This window comes from Acidimicrobiia bacterium, from assembly GCA_040881685.1.
Taxonomy (GTDB): domain Bacteria; phylum Actinomycetota; class Acidimicrobiia; order IMCC26256; family PALSA-555; genus SHVJ01.
This window is the reverse complement of sequence record JBBECS010000036.1, coordinates 260,372-285,220: the sequence shown is the minus strand read 5'-3', so window position 1 is coordinate 285,220 and position 24,849 is coordinate 260,372. Positions and strand designations below refer to the sequence as shown.

Genomic DNA, 24,849 nt, shown 5'->3' with positions numbered 1-24,849 from the left:
GACCGCATCGCAGGCACCCTGCGATGCAGGAAGCCGGAGCCCGAGCGGCTCGGCGCAGAGCGCCAAGAGCGGAACGTTGGTTACCGACCGCATCGCAGGGCGAGGATGAACATGCCGTCGGTGCCGAAGTCCTGCGGGAGAACCAGCCCGCCGGGCCCGTGCGGACGCCACCCGGGCGGTGGTGCAAGCGGCGTGAACCCGGGCAGCTGCTCGATCACGCGCGCCGCGACCCCCACCGTCTCGACCTGCGTGGGAGTGCACACCGAATACAGGAGTGTTCCGCCCGGCCTCACTGCACCGGCTGCTTCGCGGACGAGTGCCACCTGGAGGTCGGCCAGCGGTTCGAGCATGCTCGGATCGACACGCCAGCGAAGGTCGGGGCGGCGTCGCAGCGCACCCAACCCACTGCACGGGGCGTCGACGACCACGAGATCGAACGCGCCGAGGCGGGTCGGGAGCCGCCGCGCATCGGCCCGGGCGGTCGAGACATTGGAGAGTCGAAGGCGTGTCGCGGCCTCGCGCACGAGGCGCAGCCGCCCCGCGTCGAGGTCGAGCGCAACCACGAGCCCGTCGGGGCCCACTCGCTCCGCCGTCGCGGTGGCCTTGCCACCCGGTGCTGACGCGACGTCGAGGACCCGGGCGCCGGGCGTCGGATCTGCGTAGCGGATGACCGCTTGGCTCGCCTGATCCTGAGGCGTCGCACGTCCCTCGGCGAGTGCGGGGTGCGCGGCGAGATCGCCCGCGCCGCGCACGACGAGCGCATCGTCGACGAGTCGGCCCCGTTCGACCTGCGCGCCGCCGGCGCGGAGCTCCGCCTCGAGGGCGTCGCTGGTGGTGAGGAGCATCTGCGGGCGCAGCGCTACCGCGGGCGGCTCGTTGCACGCGAGGAGCGCGGCCCGCGCATCAGCATCTCCCAGATCTTCGGCGAGCCGCTGCAGCACCCAATCGGGGTACGACAACGCGACGGCTTCGCTCGTCGGATCCGGCCAGGGCGGTCCGGCCCGTGAGAGCGAGCGCAACACTGCGTTGACATAGCCGCGCGCACGTGGCGGCGCAGCATCCACGGTTGCGGCTACCGCGGCATGCGGCGGGACGCCGTTCGCGAGCTGGTGCGCTCCGATCCGCAACGCGGCTCGGACCTCGGCGTCCAGTGATCCGAGCGGACGTCGTCCGTGGGGCGTCAGCATGTGATCAAGTCGACGCTGGCCCCGAACGGTCCCGTACACGATGTCGGTGACAAAAGCGCGGTCGCGGGCCTCCAGGCCCGACGCTCGCAGGATCGTCGGCAACACGACGTGTGAATACGCGCCGTCCTCGATGCGCACGAGCGCCTGACACGCGACGTCGCGTGCGCTGGCAATGCTCACGGTTCGTCGACGCTCACATCCGGCCGCGAGAGGCCCCGGCGCCACTCGGAGCCCGACATCACACGACCGCCTTCCGGCTGCATCTCTTCGAGCACGAGCACGCCGTCCACCGTCGCGAGCCGCGCCTCCTCGTCAATCGTGCCGGGGGCGTCACCGGTGCCTGGCTCGCAGGTCGCCCGAAGCACCTTCAACCTGCGCCCGCCGACGTGCATCCATGCGCCCGGACGCGGGTTCCCGGCGCGCACGATGCGGTGGAGCTCGTCAGCCGGTCGGCTTGGATCCAAGTGAAATTCACCGACGTCCAGCTTGTCGGCGTAGGTCGGTTCGCCCTGCTGCGGCTCAGGGACCGTCGTGACCGTTTCGGGGAGCGTTGTGACCACGAGGTCGACACCGAGATCGACGAGGCGCGCGCGAAGCTCGCCTGCGGTCTCGTCGTCCAGGATCGGTGTGCGGACACACGCGAACACCGCACCCGTGTCCAGCCCTTCTTCGAGCCGCATGAGGCAGACCCCGGTCTCCGCGTCGCCCGCGAGGATGGCGCGTTCGACGGGCGCGGCCCCCCTCCAGCGCGGCAGCAGCGAGAAGTGCAAGTTCACCAGCCCGAGCGGCAGCGCCTCCAGGACCGAGAGCGGAAGGATCTGACCGTACGCGACAACGACGCCGAGCGTGGCGCCTGAGTTTCGCAGCTCATCGGCCACTTCGGCGGCCTTCTCCGGTGTGCGGACCTGGAGGCCCAGGCGGTCCGCGGCGATCCGCACGGGGCTCGGCTCGGGTTGTCCGCGACGCGCGCGCCGCTTGTCCGGTCGAGTGACGACCAATACGACGTCGAGCCCTGCGCCCACCAGCGCTTCGAGCACAACTGCGCCTTCTTCGGGTGTGCCGAAGAACACGAGGCGCATCGCGCCCTCTGGCGCCCGCTGCTCAGAGACGGCGGCCGCCGTCCCGGTCGGTCGTCGCGGCGATGGTTCCGTCGAGCGCGCGCTGGCGAAGCTCGCGTAGCGCGGCCTTGCGCGCGTCGGCTTCGAGCCGATCGAGGAGGAGCACACCGTCGAGGTGGTCAATCTCGTGCTGGATCAGGCGGCCCATGAGCTCGTCGCCCTCGATGACAACTTCGTTGCCGTCGAGATCGATGCCGCGCGCCGTCACCACTTTCGGACGCACGATCTCGAAGGAGAGGCCGGGCACGGAGAGGCATCCCTCGTCGTAGACCCACTCGCCACTCGACTCGACGATCTCCGGATTCACCAACACGCCGGCGACCTCGCCCACGTCATAGGTGTACAGGCGCTTCTGGACGCCGACCTGTGGTGCTGCGAGCCCGACGCCCTGCGCTTCGTGCATCGTCTCCATCATCGTGTCCACCAGGCGCGCGAGATCGCCGTCCAGCTCGGTGACCTCCGGCGCGCGTTGACGCAGCACCGGGTCGCCGAACATCCGGATCTCGAACGTGCCCACAAAACCGAGGGTACCAGTCGGGTCTGATCGTTTCGGTCTCAGACGCGGCGAGGGTCGACGTCCACGCGCAAACGACCAAGTGTGCGCGCGCCCGACAGGTCAGCAACGTCCAACGCGTCACAGAGGTCCTCGACCGAATGTGCGCGCACCAGCGCTCGACCGTCCGCTGGTCCCAGCACGGTGAGCGGGTTCTGCCGTTGCAGCTCCGCGCACGCGGCGTCGACCGCCGCCCGCTGGCCGCTGACCTCGGCGAGCCCGCCGAAGGGCGGGTATCCGAGCGCCCGACGACGCGCGAGATCGACCTCGAGCACGGGGGCGGGGTCACCGTCGGCGGCTGCACGTACCACCGGGTGCTCAGGCATCCGCGTCTGGACGAGCACCACGCCGCTCGACCTGCGCTCCCCGATGAGCCGGCTCGCTCGCACGAGGAGCCACAGCGCCTGCTCCTCGGCTCGGTACCGCGGCGCGAGCAGCTCCTGGTCGAAGTCGAGGAACGCCACCATCCGCACAGGCCGCGCGGGCTCATGCGGCGCGCGATGGAGAACCGCCTCGGTGCCGATTGCGACGTCGAACGCCGGCATGGGCGCGCTCCCGGACTCCACCGCGACAACGCGCGCTCGAGGGACGAGCGCTGCCAGATGATCTCGGACCTTCACGACCCCCAGCCGACGAGGGCGCAACCCGGCGGCACCGCAGTGCTCGCAGATCGCCAACTTCCGTTCGCCACACCGCGGGCACTCGAGACCACCGGGCATCTCTTGGACCGCGGCCTTGCATCGCGGGCACCGCGCGAGCTCGCCACACTGTCGGCACACCAGCAGGCGGGCACGACCCCGGCGGTTCAGCACGCAGACCGCGCGCCCACCACCGTCGAGTGCTCGATGCAGCGCGTCGGCCAATCGACTCGAGAGCAGCGCATGTCCTGGTGCCTCGTCTCGCACATCGACGATCTCGAGCGGCGACCATCCGTCGCGCTCTACGTTGCGAGCCGGCGCGGCGATCGAAGACGCCGCAGCAACAGCCCCCGCGCCCGGCGCCGGGCTCAGCACGTCGAAGCACGCACCGACACGACTTGCGCGCTCGGCCAAGAGATCGAACGCGTGCCATGAAGGGGCACGCTCTTCTTCAAGTGCCTCGTCGAGGTCGTCCAGCACCACCGCAGCGGTGAGATCGGGAACCGGGGCCAATGCGGCAACTCGTCCGCCGAGCACGACGCACGCCCCGCGGCGCGCTTGGTCCCACATCGCAGTGCGCTCTGCGGCGGGCTGGTCGCCCTGCAACACCACGACGTGACGTCCCTCCGCTGCGAGTGCCTGGTCCAGGACGTGCGCCTCCCTCGCGTCGGGCGCGATCACGATCGTCGAGCCTTCCGTCGCGACGAGCGAGCGCACCATCTCCACGCGAGAGCTGGCGGGTGGCCACCGCACGACGCGACGGTTTCCATCGCGCACGTCGATCGGTGCCGGGCGTGGGGGAAACACCGCGGCGTCGGGCTCGGGCGTCGCGGTGTCGCTCACCACGTTGGGAGGCGAAGCAGTGCGGAGGAACGCGACCCGCGGCCCGGCCCAGCGCCACGCAGCCCATGTGCTCAGCTCGACGATCTCGGCTGGCGGTCCGGCGGAGACGACCACATTGATAGACAGCACGCGCTCGAGCGCGGTCGCGGGCTCGACATCGAGCTCGAGCACCCACCCGCGGACGCGGCGCCCGTGCAACGGCACTCGTACGACCGTTCCGACGTGCACGCGGTCGCGCATCTCGTCGGGAACCAGGTAGTCGAAGGCGCGGTCGACCGCCGGTACGTCTGGGAGCACGCGACAGACGCGTGCCACGGGTGACGGACTGCTAGGCGACGGCCTCGGCGGCCTTGCGGAACGCCTCGGCTTGGTCGACGCTCTCCCACGTAAAGGTCGGCTCGGGGCGGCCGAAGTGCCCGTACGCCGCAGTCCGCCGGAAGATCGGTCGCCGCAGGTGGAGTCGCTCGATGATCGCCGCGGGTCGAAGGTCGAAGTGCTCGTGCACCAGCGCCGGGAGCTTCGCGGGGTCGATGGTGGACGTGCCGAACGTCTCGACCATCACCGACACCGGCTTGGCGATGCCGATCGCGTAGGCGACCTGCACCTCGCAGCGTTGCGCGATCCCGGCAGCCACGATGTTCTTCGCGGCGTGCCGCACTGCGTACGCACCGGACCGGTCGACCTTGGTCGGGTCCTTCCCGCTGAACGCACCACCACCGTGACGGGCCATCCCGCCGTAGGTGTCGACGATGATCTTGCGTCCGGTGAGGCCGCAGTCGGCGTGAGGCCCACCGAGCTCGAAGCTGCCGGTCGGGTTGCAGAGCACTTCGTAGTCGTCATCGGCGAACTGGGAGGGGATCAGCGGGCGGATGACGTGCTCGATGAGATCCGGCCGCAGCTGCCCGTCCACGTCGATGCCGGGACCGGTCTGCGTTGAGATCAGGACGTTGGAGAGGCGCTTCGGCCGGCCGTCCTCGTACTCGATGGTGACCTGCGTCTTGCCATCCGGGCGCAAGTAGTCGAGCGTCTCGTCCTTGCGGACCGCGGCAAGGCGCTGCGCGAGCCGGTGTGCGAGCCAGATCGGCATCGGCATCAGGTCGTCGGTCTCGTCACACGCGTACCCGAACATCATCCCCTGGTCGCCGGCACCGATCTCGTCGTAGTGGTCGCCGGTCCCGTCCTTGAGCTCACGGGCCTTGTCGACGCCCATGGCGATGTCCGGTGACTGCTTGTCGATCGAGGTGATGACGCTGCAGGTCTTGCCGTCGAAGCCGAACGACGCGTGGTTGTACCCGATCTCGCACACGGTGTCGCGCACGACCCGCGGGTAATCAACGTGTGCGTTCGTGCTGATCTCCCCCGCCACCATGACGATGCCGGTCGTGGCCATCGACTCGCACGCGACCCGACTCTCGGGGTCCTCGTCGAGGATGGCATCGAGGATGGCGTCGCTGATCTGGTCGCACATCTTGTCGGGGTGGCCCTCGGTGACCGACTCCGACGTGAACGTGAAGTGCGTGCTCAAGAGGTTTCCTCTCCTCGGTGCTCCAACACGCCGCAGACCCGGTCGAGCACGGCATCCGCGAGGTCGGCCTTGCTCTGGAGCGGGAGCTCCTCGGCGCGGCCGCTCGAGTCCAGCAGAACGGCCTGATTGGTGTCGACCTCGAACCCACAGCCAGGGGCGGCCACGTCGTTGGCGACCATGAGATCCACCCGCTTCGCCGAGAGCTTGGCGGAGGCGTGCTCGCGAACGCGCTCGGTCTCGGCCGCGAAGCCCACGAGCACCTGGCGCTCTTTGCGCTCGCCGAGCGCGGTAAGGATGTCGGGCGTCGGCTCCAGTACGACTTCCGGCGGTCCGTCGTGCTTCTTCAGCTTCTGGTCGGCGATCACCTTGGGTCGGAAGTCGGCGACCGCGGCGGCCATGACGACGACGTCGCTCTCGGCGAAGCGCGAGAGGACAGCGTCGTGCATCTCCTCCGCAGTTGCAACGTGTACCAGCTCCACGGACGACTCGGCCTCGAGCGCGCTCGTTGTGACGAGGGTGACGGCAGCGCCGCGACGCGCCGCCGCGTCGGCGAGCGCGTGCCCCATCTTCCCGGAGGAGCGGTTGCCGATGAACCGAACCGGGTCGAGCGGCTCGCGCGTGCCGCCGGCGGTGACCACGATCCGGACACCGGCGAGATCGCGCCTACTCGCGAGGACGGCCGCGGCGGCCGCCACGATGTCCTCGGGTGACGCGAGCCGGCCCGGACCTGCGTCGCCGCCGGCCAGGTGTCCGTCGTCGGGTCCGACGAAGTTGACGCCGCGACGCACCAGCGCGGCAACGTTGTCGATGACCGCGGGGTGCTCCCACATCTCGGTGTGCATGGCCGGCGCGAGGAGCACCGGAGCGCGCGTGGCGAGCAGTGTCGCCGTGAGGAGGTCGTCGGAGATCCCTGCCGTGTACTTGCCGAGGAGCTTGGCGGTGGCGGGCGCGACCACCACGAGGTGCGCGCTCTGCCCTAGGCGCGTGTGCGGGATGGGGTCGTTATCGTCACCGAACAGCGATGTGCGGGCAGGCTCGGATGCAAGTGCCGAGAATGTCAGCGCTCCAATGAACCGTTGCGCATCGGCGGTGAGGACAGGGCTGACGTGCGCGCCGGCATCGACGAGCAGCCGGCAGACCTCCACGGCCTTGTACGCGGCGATGCCACCCGCGACACCGAGCACCACCCGGCGACCGCGCAGTGGCGTGAGATCTGATCGGTCGGGGTTCATGGGCCGCTCGCCGGGTGAAGAGGACCCGGGCGGTGGCTACTCCGCCGCGGGCTCGTCGGCGTCGGCCGCCTCACCCTCGGAAGCCTCGGGCTCCTCGGGCAGCGGCGCCGACTCGATCTTGCCGGCCTCGATCTCCTCGAGCGAGATCGTCAGCGGCTTGCGCGACACCGAGGTGACCTGCGGCGGCACGATCTTGCCGAGGCCCTCGCCGAGCTGGTTGTAGTAGTCGTTGATCTCGCGTGCTCGCATGGCGGCCAGCGTCACGAGCGTGAACTTCGAGTCCACCCGCTCGAGCAGGTGCTCCATTCGCGGCTCCATGAGCGACGCGCGGCGATCGGGCATTGCGAGACTCCCGTGATTCTCGGGGGAACGAGCCGGGCGGGGACGCCGGGCTCAGCGGCCTACCAGGGTAGCAGCCAATGCCCACAAAGCCGTCATGGCACTCGGCCCTCGCGTTTGGCCTCCATGAGCGCGTCGATCTCGTTGACCGCACGATCCAGGTCGTCGTTGACGACGATCTTGTCGAAGCTCGACGCCGCGGACTCCTCCGCGTCGGCCTCCGCCAGGCGCCGCTCGAGCTCTTCGGTGTCGGCTGCGGGGTCTCGGTCGTGGAGCCGACGGCGGAGCACCTCGCGTGAGGGAGGTTTGATGAACACCAGCAGCGCCTCGGGAAATGCGGCCCGGATGGCGAGGGCCCCCTGGACGTCCACTTCGATCAGCACGTCGTCACCAGAGGCGAGATGGGCTTCCACCGGTCCGCGCGGTGTGCCCTTGAGATCGCCGAACACCTCGAACCACTCGAGGAAGCCGCCCGCGTCGCGGATTCGCTCGAACTCCTCCCTCGAGATGAAGTCGTAGTCCCGACCGTCGACCTCCCCCGGCCGGCGAGGGCGGTCGGTCGCGGAGACGGAGAACCAGAGCCGCAGCTCGCGCTCGAGAAGGCTCCGCACGATCGTCCCCTTGCCGACACCGGACGGGCCGGCGATCACGAGGAGCACGCTCACGGGCGCGACCGGACGCAGGCGACGGGGATCAGGCGAAGCGATCGAGCAGCTTGCGGCGCTGGTTGTCGCCCAACCCGCGCAACCGCCGACTCTCGCTGATGTCGAGCTCTTGCATGAGCCGCCGCGCCTTGACCTTGCCGACTCCCGGCATCGACTCGAGCACGCTCACCACCTTGAGCTTGGCAATCGTCTCGTTGCCGTCGCCCTGGACGAACAACTGCTCCAGCGTGAGACCACCTGCCTTGAGCTTCTCCTTAACCTCGGCACGTTGACGGCGCGCCGCCGCGGCCTTCTCGAGCGCGGCAAGGCGCTGTTCCGGAGTCAGCGCGGGCGGGAGCGGCATCGGCGACCTCCTGGTGTCGATCCTGGCGTCGCGAAAACGGCTCGGTGCGCGGGTACTGCGCACCGGGCGGCGAGCATATCGGCTGCTGGCGACAACCGATCAGGCCGTCACTGCGACAGCGAGGCTCGCTCCACGAGCGCATGGACGGTCTCGGCAGCCTTTGAAGGATCGTCCGCGCGTGTGACGGCTCGCCCGATCACGAGCCAGTCCGCCCCGTCAGCGATGGCACGCTCGGGGGTGGACGGCCGCGCTTGATCGTCGGTGTCCTGGCCCGGCAACCGGATCCCTGGGACCATTGTTCGCAGCTTCGCGGCGTGTGCGATGCGTACTTCGTCGGCCGCGCAGACGACGCCGTCACAGCCCGCTTCGCTCGACCAACGCAAGCGCTCGTCGAACGCATCGGCGTTCGCCTCGCTGGTGAGTACCGTCACGCCGAGCGCGACGAGAGCGTCGTGGCCGCCCTCTCGGCCGCCTTCCTTGAACGCGTCGACGCCGGCCTTCAGCATCGCGACCCCGCCCGACGCGTGGAAGTTCAAGAACCTGACGCCATGCCGACCGAGGACCCGAGCTCCTCGAGCCACCGTGTTCGGGATGTCGTGGAGCTTGAGGTCGGCGAACACCTGCAGTCCGAGTCCTTGGAGTGCGTCGAATGCACTTGGGCCCGCCTCTGCATACAGCTCGTAGCCGACCTTCGCGGTGGCGAACCACGGCTTGACCAGCGTTGCGACGCGCAGGGCCTCGGTGAGATCGCCCACGTCGAGGGCGAGCACGAGTCGGCCTCGAGCGTCGGTCACGACTCCACCCCCAAGGCGCCGATGAGGTCTGCGATCCGGCGCACCCCGTGTTCGGCACACCAGCGCTCGAGCTCGGCGAGGATCCTGAGCGCCGCACGGGGATCGGCGAACGTCGCGGTGCCGACGCCGACCGCCGTGGCCCCGGCCAGCAGCATCTCCACGGCATCGACACCGGTCGAGACGCCGCCGGTGCCGATCACAGCAACACCAGGATGGGCGCGGGTCACGTCATGGACTGCGCGCAGGGCGATGGGCTTGATCGCGGCGCCGGACAGGCCACCGCCAGGGCTCCCGAGCACAGGACGTCGGAGCTCCGCGTCGACGAGGAGCGCACGCACCGTGTTCACGAGCGTCAGACCAGCGGCGCCGGCATCCAACGCCGCGCCTGCGATGCGCGGCAGATCGGCCACGCCGGGCGAGAGCTTGGCGAACACGGGTAGCTCGAGGCCGATGCCGGCGACCGCGCTCACCACTTCACCCGTCGCGGCCGCGTCGTGGGCGAACATCGCGTCGCCGTGATCCAGGTTGGGACAGCTCAGGTTGATCTCCAGGGCAACGAGTTCATCCTGCACCGACGAGAGCAACTCGGCGGCGTGTGCGAAGTCAACGACCGCGTGGCCCCATACCGATGCGATCACGCTGGCGCCGAGGTCGCGAAGTGCCGGGAGGTCGTGCGCGATCCAGTGCTCCACCCCGTGGCCCTGCAATCCGACGGCATTGACCATGCCGCACGCCGACGCGTGCAGCCGGGGCGCACTGTTCCCGCGCCATGCGAACGGGGCTTGCGACTTGGCGGTCACTGCACCGAGCCGCGTGGGATCGCAGAGCGTCGCGACCTCGGCACCGTGCCCGAAGGTTCCCGACGCGGTGACGATCGGGTTGATCAGCTCGAGCCCACCGAGCCGAACGCGCGTGTCCAGGTCGTCGGTGCGGGCAGGCATGATCACACCCCCAGCGGGAGCTGACCGTCCCGGTGGTACTCCTGCAACGGCCGCACCGTCGGCTCGCTGCTGACCCATTCCGCGATCCCTGCGGCCGCAGCGAGCGCGGCCGCGACCGTGGTGATGCACGGCACGCGATGCCGGGTCGCGGCCCGGCGGATGTGGTTGCCGTCGGCGCGCGGCCCGCTGCCACGCGGCGTGTTCACCACAAGATCGATGCGCCCCGACGAGATGAGGTCGACTGCGTCGATGCCGCTCTCCCCCACCTTGGCGACGACGAGCGCCACGGGCAACCCTTCGGCCTGGAGCGCGGCCGCGGTCCCGGTGGTGGCCGCGAGCGCGAAGCCGAGCTCAGCGAGCCGCCGCGCGGCCCCCAGGCCAGCGCGCTTGTCGCGATCGGCCAGCGAGAGGAAGACCGTCCCGCTCATCGGAAGCGCGTTGCCGGCCGCGGCCTGACTCTTGACGAACGCGAGGCCGAACGAGCGGTCCACCCCCATCACCTCGCCGGTCGAGCGCATCTCGGGACCGAGGACGGTGTCGACCTCGGGGAAGCGCGCGAACGGGAGCACCGCCTCCTTCACCGCGACGTGTCCGCCCGCGGCAGGCGGGCAGAGCAGACCTTCGTCTCGCAATGCGGCGAGCGTGGTACCGGTCATCACCCGCGCGGCAACCTTCGCCAGCAGCACGCCGGTCGCCTTGCTCACGAACGGCACCGTCCGACTCGCGCGCGGGTTCGCCTCGATGACGTGCACACGGCCGTCCTTCACCGCGAACTGCACGTTCAGGAGTCCACACACCTCGAGCGCGTCGGCGAGGGCGTGCGTCTGGCGCTCGATCGTCGCGATGACGTCCCCAGGGAGCGTCGGAGGCGGGATGGCACAGGCCGAGTCGCCGGAATGCACCCCGGCTTCCTCGATGTGCTCCATGACCCCGCCCACGAGCACCTCACCGGTGTGGTCCCGGATCGCGTCCACATCGACCTCGATCGCGTCCTCGAGGAAACGGTCGATGAGTGCGGGGCGCTCGGCCGAGAGGCCGCCCTCGCGCCCGAGGCTTCCCTCGCTGGCGAGCTCCGCCATCGCGGCGTCAAGCCCTTCGACGTCGTAGACGATCTGCATCGCGCGACCGCCCAGCACGTACGACGGCCGCACGAGAACGGGATAGCCGACGCGCTCGGCGACGGAGCGCGCCTCGCCCGGAGTCGCGGCGACGCCACCGTCGGGCTGCGGGATGGCGAGTGACGCACACAGCGCATTGAACCGCTCACGGTCCTCCGCGACGTCGATCGACGCTGGACTGGTTCCGAGCACCGGGATGCCGACGGCTTCGAGCGCGTGTGCGAGCTTCAGTGGCGTCTGGCCGCCGAGCGAGACAATCACGCCGGCCAGTCGGGGTCCGTCACGACGAAGCGCATCGCAGATGTCCCTGACTGCTTCGACCGTGAGCGGCTCGAAGAAGAGGCGATCGCTCGTGTCGTAGTCGGTGGAGACCGTCTCCGGATTGCAGTTGATCATGACGGTCTCGTAGCCGGCCTCGGACAGCGCGAACGCCGCGTGCACGCAGCAGTAGTCGAACTCCACACCTTGCCCGATGCGGTTGGGTCCGCTGCCGAGGATCACGACCGCGTCGCGTGTGACCGCGGCAACCTCGTCCTCATCCTCGTGTGTCGCGTAGTGATACGGCGTACGTGCCGAGAACTCGGCCGCACAAGTGTCAACCGTCTTGAACGTGGCGGCGACCCCCGCCGCGAGCCGGGCGTCGCGGACCCGATCCGAGCTCGTGTCCCAGAGGTATGCGAGCTGGTCGTCGGCGAAGCCGAGACCCGTCACCCTTCGCCAATCGGCCCGGCTCAGGCTCTCGGCGCTGCTCGACGCCAGAGCGGCGCGCTCCTCGGTGATGGCGAGCATCTGGTCCAGGAACCAGGGGTCGATGGAAGTGGCTTCGTGCAAGCGCTCGACCGTGGCGCCGCGGCGTAGCGCGGCCTCGACGAGAAAGATCCGATCAGGGGTGGCCGTGGCCGCAACCCGAACGAGCTCGTCGACATCGGCCCGATCGGCCACCACCTCGGCCGGGTCGCAGTTCAGCCCGAAGCGACCGGTCTCGAGGCTCCGGAGTGCCTTCTGCAGCGATTCCGGGAACGTGCGGCCGATCGCCATCACCTCGCCCACCGACTGCATCTGGGTCCCGAGCACCGGAGACGCCCCGGGGAGCTTCTCGAAGGCCCACCGCGGGACCTTCGTGACCACGTAATCGATCGTGGGCTCGAAGGACGCGGGCGTCTCGCGGGTGATGTCATTGCGAATCTCGTCGAGGCGGTACCCAACGGCCAACGCGGCCGCGATCTTGGCGATGGGGAAGCCGGTGGCCTTGCTCGCGAGGGCGCTCGAACGCGACACGCGCGGGTTCATCTCGATGACGACCATCTCGCCGGTCTGCGGATGGACGGCGAACTGGATGTTCGAACCGCCGGTGTCGACGCCGATGCGGCGGATGCACGCGAACGCGGCGTCGCGCATGGCCTGGTATTCGACGTCACTGAGCGTCTGCGCGGGGGCCACGGTGATCGAGTCGCCGGTGTGCACGCCCATCGGATCCAGGTTCTCGATCGAGCAGATGACCACGACGTTGTCTGCGTTGTCACGCATGACCTCGAGCTCGTACTCCTTCCACCCCAGCACCGACTGCTCCACGAGGATCTCCGTGGCCGGGCTCGCGGCGAGTCCCCGCTCGGCGGCTTCAGCGAGCTCGCGCTCGTCGCCCGCGATGCCGGTGCCACCGCCCCCGAGAATGAACGACGGGCGCACCACGACCGGGTACCCGACCGAACGCGCGACGTCGAGCGCCTCCGCGACGGAGTACGCGAACCCCGACACTGGCACCGTGAGCCCGATCTCCTCCATGGCGACCTTGAACCGAGACCGGTCTTCGGCAGTGTGGATCGCCTCGACGCCCGCTCCGATGAGCTCGACGTCGTACCGCTCGAGCACTCCTCCGTCGTGCAGCGCGATGGCGAGGTTCAGTGCCGTCTGTCCGCCAATCGTGGGGAGCAACGCGTCGGGTCGCTCCCGTTCGATGATGCGCGTCAGCGTCTCGACGTCGAGGGGTTCGACGTAGGTGGCATCCGCGAACTCGGGGTCGGTCATGATCGTGGCCGGGTTCGAGTTCACGAGCACGACTCGAAACCCTTCGCGCTGAAGCACCCGGCAGGCCTGCGTGCCCGAGTAATCGAACTCGCACGCCTGGCCGATCACGATCGGCCCGCTGCCGATGATGAGCACCGAGTCGATGTCGTTGCGGCGCGGCACGACTACATGACCGTCATGAGATCGGTGAACTCTGCGAAGAGATACGCCGCGTCGTGCGGGCCGGGACCAGCCTCGGGATGGTGCTGCACGCTGAACGCGGGAACGCCACGCACGCGTAGCCCTTCGACGGTTCCGTCGTTGAGGTTGACGTGGGTGACGTCGGCCCCTCCGGGAACGGTGTCGGCCTGGACGACGTAGTTGTGGTTCTGACTCGTGATCTCGACGCGCCCTGTCGACTCGTTGCGAACCGGATGGTTGGCGCCGTGGTGGCCGAACCGCAGCTTCGTGGTCGTGGCGCCGAGTGCGCGCCCGAGGATCTGGTGCCCGAGGCAGATGCCGAACACGGGCACCGCCCCGAGCAGCGCGGCCACGTGCTCCGCGGCGCCGCGCACGGCGGCCGGATCACCAGGTCCATTTGACAGGAACACTCCGTCAGGGGACCGCGCGAGCACATCGGCGGCTGACGTGCTCGCGGGGACGACCTCGACCCGGCATCCGGCGGCGTCCAAGCGGCGCAGGATCGTGGACTTGATGCCGAAGTCGTACGCGACCACCGAGAACGGTGAATCGGGATCGCCAACGGAGTACGCATCGGGGGTGGTGACCTCCGCCACCAGGTCGATCCCGTCGGTTCCCTCGGCCCCGCTCGCCGCGGCGCGCACCAGCGCTTCGTCGGTGCCGATCGCACCGGGCATCGCTCCGACCTCGCGCAAGTGACGGGTGAGTCGCCGGGTGTCGATCCCCGTGATGCCGGGGACGCCGTGACGCTCGAGGAAGGTCGCCAGATCGCCGGTCGCCCGCCAGCTGCTTGCCCGCCGCGCGAGGTCCCGCACGATCACCCCACGACAGAACGGCCGTCGGCTCTCGAGGTCATGGTCGTTGACGCCGTAGTTACCGATGTGCGGGTAGGTGAACACGATCATCTGACCCGCGTAGGAAGGATCGGAGAGGATCTCCTGGTAGCCCGAGAGGGCCGTGTTGAAGACAACCTCACCCGTGGCCACCCCGCCCGTCGGCACCGCACCGATCGCCATGCCCTCGAACGTCGTGCCGTCGCGCAGCACGAGCAGCGCTTCAGTGCCGCTCACCGACAGGCCTCGCCGTCCACCACGACCGGAGTGCCCCGCAGGACCGTGTGACGCACGCGACCGGTGAGCGTCCGTCCCCCGAAGGGCGTGTTGCGCGCCTTGCTCGCCAGCCGCGTCGGATCGACGTCCCACGTGATCGTGGGGTCGATGACGCACAGGTTCGCCGGCGCGCCGGGCGCAATCGGCTGGCCGTGCTCCGCGAGCCCGGCGATCGCGGCCGGACGCCAGGACAACAGCGCGAGTGCTTCGCTCAGCGAGAGGACACCGGGGTCGACCAGTTCGGTGATCGTGAGGGCGAGTGCCGTCTCGAGTCCGAGCATCCCTGGCGGCGCCTCCTCGAAGGGCCGCTCCTTGGTCTCGACAGCATGCGGTGCGTGGTCCGTGGCGATCGCGTCGATCGTGCCGTCGGCAAGCCCTTGCTTCACCGCCGCGACGTCTGCTTCGCTGCGCAGGGGCGGGTGCACCTTGAACGCGGGATCGAAGGACGCGCAGGCCGCGTCGGTGAGGCTGAAGTGGTGCGGGGCTGCCTCCGCGGTCACCGCGAGGCCGCGGGCCTTAGCGTCGCGCACCATGTCCACCGCGGCGGCGGTGGAGAGGTGCAGGAAGTGCACTCGCCCGCCGGTCAGCTCAGCGAGGATGCAGTCGCGCGCGACGATCGCCGACTCCGCAACCGCGGGGCGCCCCGCGATCCCCAGCCGGCTCGACCACTCACCCTCGTGCATGTGGCCGCCGTCTGCGAGCGACGGGTCTTCGGCGTGCTGCGCGATGACCGCGTTTGGGAGTGAGCGCGCGTACTCCAGCGCGCGCCGCATGACGCCCGCCTGCTCGACGCACGATCCGTCGTCGGTGAAGATGCGTACGCCGAGCGCGTGCAGCTCGCCCAGAGGCGCGAGCGCTGCGCCCTCGCGTCCTTCGGTGATGCAGCCCGCGGCGTGCACGTCACACGACGACCGCGCGCCCGCCGCGAGCACCGAGGCGACGACACTCGGCTCGTCATGCGGCGGCTCGGTGTTGGGCATGGCAACGATGGCGGTGAACCCACCGAGCGCGGCCGCTCGCGCGCCCGTGTCGATCGTCTCGGCGTCCTCACCGCCCGGCTCTCGAAGATGAACATGCAGGTCCACCAAGCCCGGAACGACGACGCAGCCGGACGCGTCCAGCTCGCGGTCGCCCTTCAGGCCCGGACCGACCTCGACGACCCGGCCGTCCGCGACGAGCACGTCCGCCGCCCGCTCGCCGGTCGCGTCGATCACGCTCCCGTTCTTGATGACCACGCTCTCGTTGAGCTCAGGCAACTTGTGCTCCCGAGCCCAGGAGCGTGTAGAGCACCGCCATTCGCACGGCGACCCCGTTCGTGACCTGCTCGGTGATGAGCGACGCCGGCCCCTCGGCCACTTCGGCGGCGATCTCGACGCCGCGGTTCATCGGACCGGGGTGCATGACCAAGGTGTCGGGCTTCAGGCGCGCGGCACGCTCGACGGTGAGGCCCCAGCGCATCGTGTACTCGCGCTGAGATGGCAGGCGTGCCGCGCTCTTGCGCTCGCGCTGGATGCGGAGCAGATAGAGCACGTCGAGCTCGGGGAGGAGCTCGTCGAGGTCGTGCGTCACCTCGGCCGGCCAGCCCTCCAGCACCGGTGGCAGCAGCGTGGGTGGCGCGACGAGCGTTGTTCGAGCGCCGACCGCGTCCAGGCCGAGCACGAGGCTCCTCGCGACACGCGAGTTCACGATGTCGCCCACGATGCCGACCCGCAGGCCAGCGAGGTCGGGGCCACGCGAGCGTCGAAGCGTGAGGAGGTCGAGGAGCGCTTGGGTCGGGTGCTCGTGGCTGCCGTCGCCCGCGTTGATGATGCTGGCGTCGATCCAGCTCGCCACCCGCGCCGGGGCGCCCGCGGCGGAGTGACGCACCACCACCGCGTCGATGCCCATCGCGGCGATCGTCTGGACGGTGTCGCGCAGTCCCTCCCCCTTGTTCACCGACGACGACCCGACGCTGAAGCTCATGACGTCGCACGACAGCCGCTTCGCCGCGGTCTCGAACGAGATCCGCGTGCGGGTTGAGTCCTCGTAGAAGAGCGACACGACGACCTTGCCGCGCAGCGCGGGCACTTTTGGGATCTCGCGCTCGGTCACGTGGAGGAAGTCCTCGGACAGCGTGAGGAGCGTCTCGAGCTCGTCGCGCTCGAGGTCGGCGATCGACAGGAGGTTTTTCATTCGGGTCCCCAGAGATCGATGCCGTCGTCGGGTCCGTCGGCCGACTCCCCGTCGACCTCGACCAACCGCACCCGCACGTCTTCCGCGATCTTCGTGGGCAGGTTCTTTCCGACGTAATCAGCGCGGATCGGCAGCTCGCGGTGACCGCGGTCCACGAGCACGGCCAGCTGCACCGCCCGCGGTCGGCCGAGCTCGGTGAGCGCGTCGAGCGCGGCGCGGACCGTGCGGCCGGTGAAGAGCACGTCGTCGACGATCACCACGGTCCGGTCGTTGACGTCGACCGGCACCTCCGTGGGTCCCAGCGGCTGGACAGGGCGAAGGGCGATGTCGTCGCGGTAGAAGGCCACGTCCATCGCGCCGACCGGCACCTCGACCCCCTCGAACGAGGTGATCGCTTCGGCCAGGCGGTGGGCGACGGCGACGCCGCGCGTGTACAACCCGATGAGCACGAGGTCGTCGGCCCCGTGGTTGCGCTCCACGATCTCGTGGGCGATGCGGGTGTGGGCCCGCCGCAGATCGTCGGCTGAGAAGACGTTCGCCCGGAACGCGAAACGGCCGCCCCCAGGGGCGGCCACAGCGTCCTGTTGGTGGGCGGCGCCCGAGGCGTCGGCCATCATCCATCTCCAGTCCGTGGAAGCCTCACAGGACTCCCTTCACGGTCTGGCTCATTGTAGCGGGCCGTCAAGCACCCACCAAGGCCGAGTGCGTCACCGCAGCTGGCGCCGTCGGCGGCGGTTCAGCCAACGGTGGAGCCATGACTCCGGAGTGACATCTCTGCGAGCGCGCGCTCGCGCGTGTTTGCTCACGCGCACCTTCTCCACCAAACATTTCTCGAAGTTCTTCGAGATTTCTGCTTGACGACCGGCGTGACTGTCACACCCCCCTGCCATGCTGCACGTCATGAACACGTTGGCGCGCATCACCGGCGAGCTGCGCGAGTACCTCGCGGGTGTCGATCCAGACACGTACTCGGGCGCAGACGCGGCCACATGCGCGCAGGGGGCTGCTGAGCTCAAGAAGCTGGCCGAAACCGCCGCGATGCTCTTCGCCCAGCGTGCGGTCACCACGGGTGCGTGGCGACGCGTCTCCCACGCGGCGACACCCGAGCAGTGGTTCGCCAACGTGATCGGCACGTCGGAGCACGCGGCCCGCGAGGTCCTCACAACCGCCGAGCGGCTCGCGGATCTGCCGGCGACCGCTGAGAAGCTCCGCGCTGGCGAGCTCTCGCTGGCGCAGGCCGCGCAAGTGACCGCCGCTGCCGCCTTTGCCCCCGAGTCCGAGACCCGCATGCTGTCCGCCGCCAAACGTGGCTTCCGGGAGCTGCGCGCCACCAAGGAGCGGGTCGTCGTGGCCGCGTCCGACGAGCACCGCCTTCGCAAGATCGCCCACGACGAACGGCACCTGAGCACCTGGACCCAGGGCATGGCCACTCACGGTTCCTTCTCGGGGCCGACCGAACACGTGGCCGATCTGCTCGCCGCCCTCGAGCCGCTGACCCGGGTGCGTTTCGAGGCAGCCCGAACGAGCGACCAGCGCGAATCGCAGGCCGCATATCGCTTCGACGCGCTCATCGCACTCGCCAGCGGCACCGCACCAGAAGCTTCGCCGAAGCGATCCGAACCGGTCGTGCGGGTCAACGTCGGTCTGCAGTCACTCCTCGACGGTTGCACGCTGTCTGGCGAAGTCTGCGAGATCCCGGGTGTCGGACCAGTGCCGGTCGCGCACGCCCGTAAAGTGCTCCAGCACGGCTTGTTGGAGCTCGTGATCTCCGACGGTGTCGATGTCCAGACCGTTGTCTCCACGACGCGTCACGTGCCCAAGGCTTTGAAGATCGCCGTCGACGCGCGCGACGGCGGCGTCTGCAAGATCAGGGACTGTGACCACTCCCGGGCGATCGAGCGCCATCACACGCTCGGCTTCGCCGACAATCGGCTCACGACCTACGAGGTGATCGGCGGCGTCTGCCCCGACCACCATGATCTCATCACTCACAAGGGCTACGAAGTCGTCGAACACGAAGACGGCACCTGGTCTCTTCGTGCCCCACCCCATACCAACGCGGCGTAACACGCCGCGTTCGAGACCAGGCCTGAGCGTCGCCACAACGTCCGGCGCGACCAAATCAGTCGCGTCAGCGGTCAGTCGGCTTTCTTCTCGGCCGCGGCCTTGGCCATAGCGTCGAGGCGGTCGATCATGCCCATGCGCTCCTGACCGACCTCGTCGAAGCGCGTGGCGATCTCGTCGGGAGTCCAGCGACCCTCCTTGCGCATCTCGCGCACCTCGGTGGGCTGGTTCCAGACCGCGATAATCCCGTCGTTGGCCGTGTACACCTGACCGGTGACGTGCCGGGCCGAATCGCCGAGCAGGAACACGACCATCGGCGCCACGTCTTCCGGCTCCCCCATCGTCAGCTCGCCGGGCACGTTCACCGACATGCGACTGCGGGCGACCGGTGCGATGCAGTTCGCCGTGACACCGTACTTGTACATGCCGACGGCCGCGCTGCGGACAAGCGAGACGATGCCGCCCTTGGCGGCGCTGTAGTTGGCCTGGGCGACGCTGCCTGCGAAGGCGCCCGACGTGAAGCCGATCATCGTGCCCGACTTCTGCTCACGCATGATCGGAGCGGCCGCGCGGAACACGGTGAACGTGCCCTTGAGGTGCGTCTCGATGACCGGGTCCCACTCCTCTTCGGCCATGTTGAAGAGCATCCGCTCGCGCAGGATGCCGGCCACGCACACGACGCCGTCGATCGATCCGTACCTGTCCACTGCGGTGCGCACGATCCGCTCGCCGCCGGCCATGGTGGTGACGCTGTCCGCCACTGCGACGCCTGACCCATCGGCAGCCTCGATCTCAGCAACCACCGCGTTGGCGATCTCGCTATCGGGGTCGTTACCGTCGATGCTCACACCGAAGTCGTTCACGACCACGTTGGCTCCGGCGTGGGCACAGGCCAATGCGACCGCTCGCCCGATGCCGCGGCCCGCACCGGTGATCGCAATCGTCTTGCCGTCGAGATGTCCCACGTGTTCCTCCCCGGAGCACCGTCGGACCGAGGAAACTAGCCGGGCAGGTCCCCCAGCAACGTCTCGATGAGCTCACCTTCGACGTACGTGAGCCAGGCGTAGGCAGTCAACCCCGGCGCTCGGGAATCGGACGAGTCGAGCTCGTCGTAGTCGGTGTCTTCGGTCACGCCGAGCTGCGTGCCGAGCGCCAGCCGGGCGTCGTTGAGGACCGACAAGAGCGCGCGGACCGCATCGCCGTCGAGCGGCACCACAACCGTGCCGTGCTCTGCCGCGGGGGCAGCGTCGAGGCTCGCGAGCAAGCGGTCGAGCGCATCCATGCGATCGCGCACGAGCTCCGGATGCACGAGGTCGCGCCACTCACGCTCCGCGTCCTCGGCGGTCGGGTCGAGGTACGCGCGCGGGAACAGCCGGCCACGGACCGGGTCGGACTCGTCGGGCCCCAGCTCGTAGAGGGCGCGAAGCTCGTCCGGCAACGAGCGCAGGAGGTCTCGTTCCTCCGTGCGGAGCGTGAGCTCGAAGCCGTCCGGCGTCCGTTCGAAGGCTGGGCTCACGACGGGTGTTCCATCGTTGCCCAGAGGCCGTATCCGTGGAGCCGGGCCACATCGGCCTCCGCCTTCTCGCGGTTGCCATCGGACACGACCGCCTTGCCTTCATGGTGAACCTGCATCATCAGGCGGGTGGCCTTCTCGCGTGAGTAGCCGAAGAGCTTCTGGAACACGTACACGACGTACGACATCAAGTTGACGGGGTCGTTCCAGACGATCACGAGCCACGGCCGATCGGTGGTCGTGACATCGTCGAGCTCGGGCTCCCCGACCGTCTCGGTCGGCGCGGTCTCGGTCGGGATGGACGTCACGCGCGCAGCTCCGAGGCGATCCTGGCCAGCAGCGCATTCACGAACCGGCCCGAGTCCTTGGTGGAGTACTGGCTGGCGAGCTCGACGGCTTCGTCGATCACGACGGCAAGCGGCAGGTCCGGCTCCCACCCGAGCTCGTAGCTCCCGATGCGCAGCAGCGCGCGATCAACTGCGGGCATGCGCTCGAGCGCCCAATGCTCCGAGAGCTTGCGCAGCAGCGCGTCGATCTCCTCACGGTGCTCGTCGACACCGCGAACGAGCAGCTCTGCGTACGGATCCGGGGCTACCGTGAGCTCGCTGAGCAGCTCGTCGGCGGTCAGACCGCGCGTCTCCAACTCGTAGCAGAGGCTCAGGGCTCGTTCTCGGGCCTCGCGCCGGGTCGCCATCGTCGCGTACCCGCCTCAAACGCGGGCTAGGTACTCACCCGTGCGCGTGTCGACCTTCACCGAGTCACCGGGCTCCACGAAGAGCGGCACCTGAACCACGAGCCCAGTCTCCAACGTCGCCGGCTTGCGCGCGCCCGACACCCGATCACCCTGGATCCCGGGCTCGGTGTCGGAGACGACGAGCTCCACGGCGGCGGGGAGCTCGACGCCGACCACGGCCGAGTCGTAGACGGGCAGGACCACCGTGTCGCCTTCCTTCACGAAGTCGACGGCGCTCCCGAGCTGCTCGGCTTGCACGTGGAGCTGCTCATACGTCTCGGAGTCCATGAACACCAGGGCCGGGCCTTCGCGATACAGATATTGCATCGCGCGCTTGTCGATCATCGCGAGCGGGACCTTTTCGTCGGCTCGGAACGTGCGCTCGAGCACCGCACCGGTGCGGAAGTTCTTGAGCTTGGTGCGCACGAACGCGCCACCCTTGCCCGGCTTCACATGCTGGAACTCGACGACGGTCATGAGGCCCTCGGGGAGGTTGAGCGCCATGCCGTTCTTCAGGTCGTTCGTAGAGATGCTCAAGGCGAACCGCTGCTCGAATCAGATGACGAGGGACTTGGGGAACTCGGTGAGTGCTTCGGCGCCGTCGGACGTCACGACCACGGTGTCTTCGATCCGCACGCCACCGACGCCGGGAAGGTAGACGCCGGGCTCAACGGTGACGACGTGGCCCGTCTCCAACGTAGCATCCGCGGTTGCTGACACTCGCGGTGCCTCGTGGATCTCGAGTCCGACGCCGTGCCCCGTCCCGTGCGCAAATGTGTCGCCCCATCCCGCGTCTTCGATGACGGCGCGGCTCGCGCGATCGACGTCAGCGCAGCTCACGCCGGCGCGCACCGCGTCACGACCGGCACGCTGGCTTGCTGCGACGACGTCCCAGACGCGTCGGGCTTCGACGCCGGGGTCGCCGACGCTGACGGTGCGGGTCATGTCGGAGCAATACCCATCGACGACGCAGCCGAAATCGATCACGATCAGCTCACCGGCTCCGATCGTCCGATCGGTGGGTCGGGAGTGCGGCTTCGAGCCATTGGGGCCCGACGCCACGATCGTCTCGAAGCTCGTACGGCTCGCACCCCGCGAGCGCATCGCCCACTCCAGCGTGAGAGCGAACTCGCGCTCGGTCGGGCCTTCGTGCAGCGTGGGGAGGACCTCGGCCAGCGCGTCGTCGGCGATCGCACATGCGGCCCTGATGCGGGCGACTTCGCCCGGCTCTTTCACGGCGCGCAGGTCTTCGACCATGCGTTCGGTCGGGACGAGCTCGGTGCCAGCGAACCAGTCAGCGAACGTGCGTTGCTGCGACCACGAGACGCCGTCGGCCTCGAGGCCGAGGCGAGCACGACCGGCGACAAGCGTCGACAGGAGCTCGCGCTGAGCCGCCTGCGTGGTCGCGATCTCGGCCCGGGCCGGCGCTCCGGCCGCGCCAAGCTGCTCTTTGGACTGTTGCGCGTACCGGCCGTCGGTGATGAGGATCGCGTCGTCGGGCGTGACCAAGAGCATCCCGGCGGATCCGGTGAAGCCCGTGAGGTAGGCGACATTCGGCAGGCGCGTCACGAGGACCGCATCGATCGCCGGCTCGGCGAAGCGCGCCCGCAGCCGCCCGAGGCGCGCTCCGACATCCAACGCGGGCAGGGCGCCCTTCATGACGCTTCGAGGCGGCCGATCGCGCCCTCGACAGCCAATCGGTAGCCCGCGCGCCCGAAGCCGCTCACCGTCGCGGTCACGTACGGCGCCACCACCGACGTTCGACGCCACTCCTCACGCGACGCGGGGTTCGACACATGGAGCTCGACTTTGACGCCGTCGAAGGTCTCGAGGGCATCCGCGAGCGCGAACGACGAGTGCGTGAGCGCACCCGCATTGATCACGAGTGCGGCGCAGCGTCCTCGCGCACCGTGGATCGCCTCGATCAGCCCACCCTCGTGGTTGGACTGCACATGTTCCAGTTCGTGGCCGTGCGCCTCCGCGACCGCTCGCGCGTCGGCGACCATGTCGTCGAGAGTGTCGGTTCCGTAGATCTCGGGCTCGCGCTCGCCGAACAGATTCAGGTTCGGGCCGGACAACAGCAGGATCGTGGCCATCAGGTCCTCAGGTTCCCACACCGACGCTGCGCAGGGCCTCGTCGATCACCCGCATCGGGGGATCCTCCACGACACTGAGACCGTCTGCTGTCGGCAGCACGAACGTGAGACCACCTTGTGCTTTCTTGTCACGCTTCATGATCGTCACGAGATCGTCGGCCGACGGCGCCGGACTCGGGACGGCCGTCGGCAGGCCCAACGCTGCAAGCAAGGTTGTGACTCGTTCTGCCGCATCGTTGCCCACCCGCTCGAGCAGCGCTGCGAGGTTGACAGCGAACACCAGCCCGATCGCGACGGCCTCACCGTGCGCAAGCGCGTGCCCCGAGGTGGTCTCGAGCGCGTGTGCGAGCGTGTGGCCGAGGTTGAGCGTCGCCCGTACGCCCGTGCGCTCTTCGGGGTCGGCGGCCACGATCTGAGCCTTGATCGCCACGCACGCCGCGACCAGCTCGCTCAACACCTTTGCATCACGCTGCAGCACGAGATCGGTCTGCGTTTCGAGGATCGCCGCAACCCCGTCGCCTTCGGGCATCAAGGCGTACTTCGCCACCTCGCCCAGTCCCGATCGATACTCCGCGTCAGGCAACGAGCAGAGCGTCGCGGTGTCGGCGATCACCGCGATCGGTTGGTGGAATCGGCCAACAAGGTTCTTGCCTTCGGGGAGGTTCACGGCGGTCTTGCCGCCGATCGCGGCATCCACCTGGGCCAGGAGCGTGGTCGGCACCTGCACGACGTCGACACCTCTGTGGTACACCGCGGCGGCGAACCCCGCCGTGTCGCCGACCACTCCTCCACCGAATGCGACGACCACGTCGCCGCGGTGCAGTCCCGCCGTCGCGAACGCCCGGCACAGGAACTCGATCGTGCCGAGCGCCTTTGCGTCCTCACCGTCATCGATGTGAACGACGAGCTCGAGAGGGGTCTTGACCAGTTCGCTGATCCGGCTGGCGCACGCACTCCAAACGCGCGGTTGGGTGACGACCTGCACCTTGCGTCGACCCGCAAGGACCGCGTCCAGTGCCGAGAGCGCATGCTCCCCGACCGTCACGTCGTACGGCGGCTCCACCGCGACCGTCACGCGGTGCATCGCGCGACCTCGGCCAAGACCGCGTCAACGGTCTTCTCGATGTTGTGTCCGTCGGTGTCGACGGTGACGTGCGCGGCCCCTTCATAGGCCGGAGCACGGAGCTCGGCCAAGCGCTCGAGCTCCTTCTGGGCACCAGTCTCGGGTAGTAGCGGCCGGTCCGGCAGATGGTCGGCGACGCGCGCGGCCAGCACCGACGGCGCGGCTCGCAGCCAAACAACGATGCCCGACGCGCACATCACCTTCCGGCCTTCCGGGTCGAGCACCGCACCGCCGCCGCACGAGATCACGAGCGGCTGCGGTGATGCGCACGCGTCGGCAACGGCTTGCTTCTCGAGGGCGCGGAACGTGGCCTCACCACCGGACGTGAAGATCTCGGCGACCGTCCGACCGGTCTGCGCCTCGACGAGCTGATCGGTGTCGACGAACGGTCGACCGAGGCGAGCGGCACACGCTTCACCGACGGTTGTCTTGCCCGCGCCCATGAGGCCGATCAGCACGAGATGGCGTGGGGCTCCCTCGCTCATCTCCTCGGGTCGACTTCGCTCCGCCTTCCCGGCCATCCGGCCAAGGCTCCGCT

The 24,849-nt window shown here is 69.2% G+C and carries 26 protein-coding genes; 1 reads left to right on the top strand and 25 read right to left on the bottom strand.

Going from position 1 to position 24,849, the window contains the following annotated elements; all coding sequences use genetic code 11:
- Window positions 1-80 precede the first annotated feature (80 nt).
- From WEE69_09705 to pyrR, 16 genes are all read right to left on the bottom strand, one after another.
- Entirely contained in the window at window positions 81-1,367 is a 1,287-nt protein-coding gene (locus tag WEE69_09705) for a transcription antitermination factor NusB (protein ID MEX1145569.1), read from the bottom strand.
- Complete coding sequence (fmt, locus tag WEE69_09700; protein ID MEX1145568.1) at window positions 1,364-2,266, bottom strand: methionyl-tRNA formyltransferase; 903 nt, start codon at window positions 2,264-2,266, stop codon at window positions 1,364-1,366. The genes WEE69_09705 and fmt overlap by 4 nt, the downstream gene beginning before the upstream one ends.
- Before the next feature lie 22 nt (window positions 2,267-2,288).
- Window positions 2,289-2,822, bottom strand: a complete 534-nt coding sequence (gene def, locus WEE69_09695) for a peptide deformylase (GenBank protein MEX1145567.1) — start codon at window positions 2,820-2,822, stop codon at window positions 2,289-2,291.
- Window positions 2,823-2,860: 38 nt separating this feature from the next.
- Window positions 2,861-4,654: a hypothetical protein gene (locus WEE69_09690; GenBank protein ID MEX1145566.1), complete on the bottom strand. Its 1,794-nt coding sequence runs from the start codon at window positions 4,652-4,654 to the stop codon at window positions 2,861-2,863.
- Window positions 4,655-4,667: 13 nt separating this feature from the next.
- On the bottom strand, window positions 4,668-5,864 hold the full coding sequence (gene metK / locus WEE69_09685; protein MEX1145565.1) for a methionine adenosyltransferase: 1,197 nt from the start codon (window positions 5,862-5,864) through the stop codon (window positions 4,668-4,670).
- Window positions 5,861-7,096, bottom strand: a complete 1,236-nt coding sequence (gene coaBC, locus WEE69_09680; GenBank protein ID MEX1145564.1) for a bifunctional phosphopantothenoylcysteine decarboxylase/phosphopantothenate--cysteine ligase CoaBC — start codon at window positions 7,094-7,096, stop codon at window positions 5,861-5,863. The genes metK and coaBC overlap by 4 nt, the downstream gene beginning before the upstream one ends.
- Window positions 7,097-7,132: 36 nt before the next feature.
- A complete protein-coding gene (rpoZ, locus tag WEE69_09675; GenBank protein ID MEX1145563.1) occupies window positions 7,133-7,438 on the bottom strand; it encodes a DNA-directed RNA polymerase subunit omega in 306 nt (101 codons plus the stop codon).
- Between the two features lie 92 nt (window positions 7,439-7,530).
- Window positions 7,531-8,100: a guanylate kinase gene (gene gmk, locus WEE69_09670; GenBank protein ID MEX1145562.1), complete on the bottom strand. Its 570-nt coding sequence runs from the start codon at window positions 8,098-8,100 to the stop codon at window positions 7,531-7,533.
- Between the two features lie 28 nt (window positions 8,101-8,128).
- On the bottom strand, window positions 8,129-8,443 hold the full coding sequence (gene mihF, locus WEE69_09665; GenBank protein ID MEX1145561.1) for an integration host factor, actinobacterial type: 315 nt from the start codon (window positions 8,441-8,443) through the stop codon (window positions 8,129-8,131).
- Window positions 8,444-8,550: 107 nt separating this feature from the next.
- Complete coding sequence (gene pyrF / locus WEE69_09660; protein ID MEX1145560.1) at window positions 8,551-9,237, bottom strand: orotidine-5'-phosphate decarboxylase; 687 nt, start codon at window positions 9,235-9,237, stop codon at window positions 8,551-8,553.
- A complete protein-coding gene (locus tag WEE69_09655) occupies window positions 9,234-10,178 on the bottom strand; it encodes a dihydroorotate dehydrogenase (GenBank protein MEX1145559.1) in 945 nt (314 codons plus the stop codon). The genes pyrF and WEE69_09655 overlap by 4 nt, the downstream gene beginning before the upstream one ends.
- A 2-nt stretch (window positions 10,179-10,180) precedes the next feature.
- The gene (gene carB, locus WEE69_09650; GenBank protein ID MEX1145558.1) at window positions 10,181-13,483 is read right to left on the bottom strand and encodes a carbamoyl-phosphate synthase large subunit; all 3,303 of its coding nucleotides are present in this window, start codon (window positions 13,481-13,483) and stop codon (window positions 10,181-10,183) included.
- A gap of 2 nt (window positions 13,484-13,485) precedes the next feature.
- Window positions 13,486-14,571: a glutamine-hydrolyzing carbamoyl-phosphate synthase small subunit gene (carA, locus tag WEE69_09645; GenBank protein ID MEX1145557.1), complete on the bottom strand. Its 1,086-nt coding sequence runs from the start codon at window positions 14,569-14,571 to the stop codon at window positions 13,486-13,488.
- On the bottom strand, window positions 14,568-15,866 hold the full coding sequence (locus tag WEE69_09640) for a dihydroorotase (GenBank protein ID MEX1145556.1): 1,299 nt from the start codon (window positions 15,864-15,866) through the stop codon (window positions 14,568-14,570). Before WEE69_09640 ends, carA begins: the two co-directional genes overlap by 4 nt.
- On the bottom strand, window positions 15,859-16,782 hold the full coding sequence (locus tag WEE69_09635; protein ID MEX1145555.1) for an aspartate carbamoyltransferase catalytic subunit: 924 nt from the start codon (window positions 16,780-16,782) through the stop codon (window positions 15,859-15,861). Before WEE69_09635 ends, WEE69_09640 begins: the two co-directional genes overlap by 8 nt.
- Complete coding sequence (gene pyrR / locus WEE69_09630; protein ID MEX1145554.1) at window positions 16,779-17,396, bottom strand: bifunctional pyr operon transcriptional regulator/uracil phosphoribosyltransferase PyrR; 618 nt, start codon at window positions 17,394-17,396, stop codon at window positions 16,779-16,781. Before pyrR ends, WEE69_09635 begins: the two co-directional genes overlap by 4 nt.
- Window positions 17,397-17,670: 274 nt before the next feature.
- Here pyrR and WEE69_09625 point away from each other — a divergent pair, with 274 nt between their 5' ends.
- Window positions 17,671-18,849, top strand: a complete 1,179-nt coding sequence (locus tag WEE69_09625; protein MEX1145553.1) for a hypothetical protein — start codon at window positions 17,671-17,673, stop codon at window positions 18,847-18,849.
- A gap of 71 nt (window positions 18,850-18,920) precedes the next feature.
- Here the strand turns inward: WEE69_09625 and WEE69_09620 are convergent, their stop codons facing one another.
- The 9 genes from WEE69_09620 to WEE69_09580 form a co-directional block, all read right to left on the bottom strand.
- Window positions 18,921-19,811 carry an SDR family oxidoreductase gene (locus tag WEE69_09620; GenBank protein ID MEX1145552.1) on the bottom strand — a complete coding sequence of 297 codons (891 nt, stop codon included), beginning with the start codon at window positions 19,809-19,811 and terminating at the stop codon, window positions 18,921-18,923.
- A gap of 35 nt (window positions 19,812-19,846) precedes the next feature.
- Window positions 19,847-20,362, bottom strand: coding sequence for a DUF2017 family protein (locus WEE69_09615; GenBank protein ID MEX1145551.1), 516 nt, complete (start codon window positions 20,360-20,362; stop codon window positions 19,847-19,849).
- A complete protein-coding gene (gene clpS / locus WEE69_09610) occupies window positions 20,359-20,658 on the bottom strand; it encodes an ATP-dependent Clp protease adapter ClpS (GenBank protein MEX1145550.1) in 300 nt (99 codons plus the stop codon). Before clpS ends, WEE69_09615 begins: the two co-directional genes overlap by 4 nt.
- Window positions 20,659-20,663: 5 nt before the next feature.
- The gene (gene nusB, locus WEE69_09605; GenBank protein ID MEX1145549.1) at window positions 20,664-21,053 is read right to left on the bottom strand and encodes a transcription antitermination factor NusB; all 390 of its coding nucleotides are present in this window, start codon (window positions 21,051-21,053) and stop codon (window positions 20,664-20,666) included.
- Window positions 21,054-21,068: 15 nt separating this feature from the next.
- Complete coding sequence (efp, locus tag WEE69_09600; protein MEX1145548.1) at window positions 21,069-21,629, bottom strand: elongation factor P; 561 nt, start codon at window positions 21,627-21,629, stop codon at window positions 21,069-21,071.
- Between the two features lie 18 nt (window positions 21,630-21,647).
- On the bottom strand, window positions 21,648-22,751 hold the full coding sequence (locus WEE69_09595; protein MEX1145547.1) for an aminopeptidase P family protein: 1,104 nt from the start codon (window positions 22,749-22,751) through the stop codon (window positions 21,648-21,650).
- Window positions 22,748-23,191 carry a type II 3-dehydroquinate dehydratase gene (locus WEE69_09590; protein ID MEX1145546.1) on the bottom strand — a complete coding sequence of 148 codons (444 nt, stop codon included), beginning with the start codon at window positions 23,189-23,191 and terminating at the stop codon, window positions 22,748-22,750. The genes WEE69_09595 and WEE69_09590 overlap by 4 nt, the downstream gene beginning before the upstream one ends.
- A gap of 4 nt (window positions 23,192-23,195) precedes the next feature.
- Entirely contained in the window at window positions 23,196-24,272 is a 1,077-nt protein-coding gene (aroB, locus tag WEE69_09585) for a 3-dehydroquinate synthase (protein MEX1145545.1), read from the bottom strand.
- Window positions 24,260-24,849: shikimate kinase (locus WEE69_09580; protein ID MEX1145544.1), on the bottom strand; the 590-nt coding region annotated here is incomplete at its 5' end. The genes WEE69_09580 and aroB, both read right to left, overlap by 13 nt.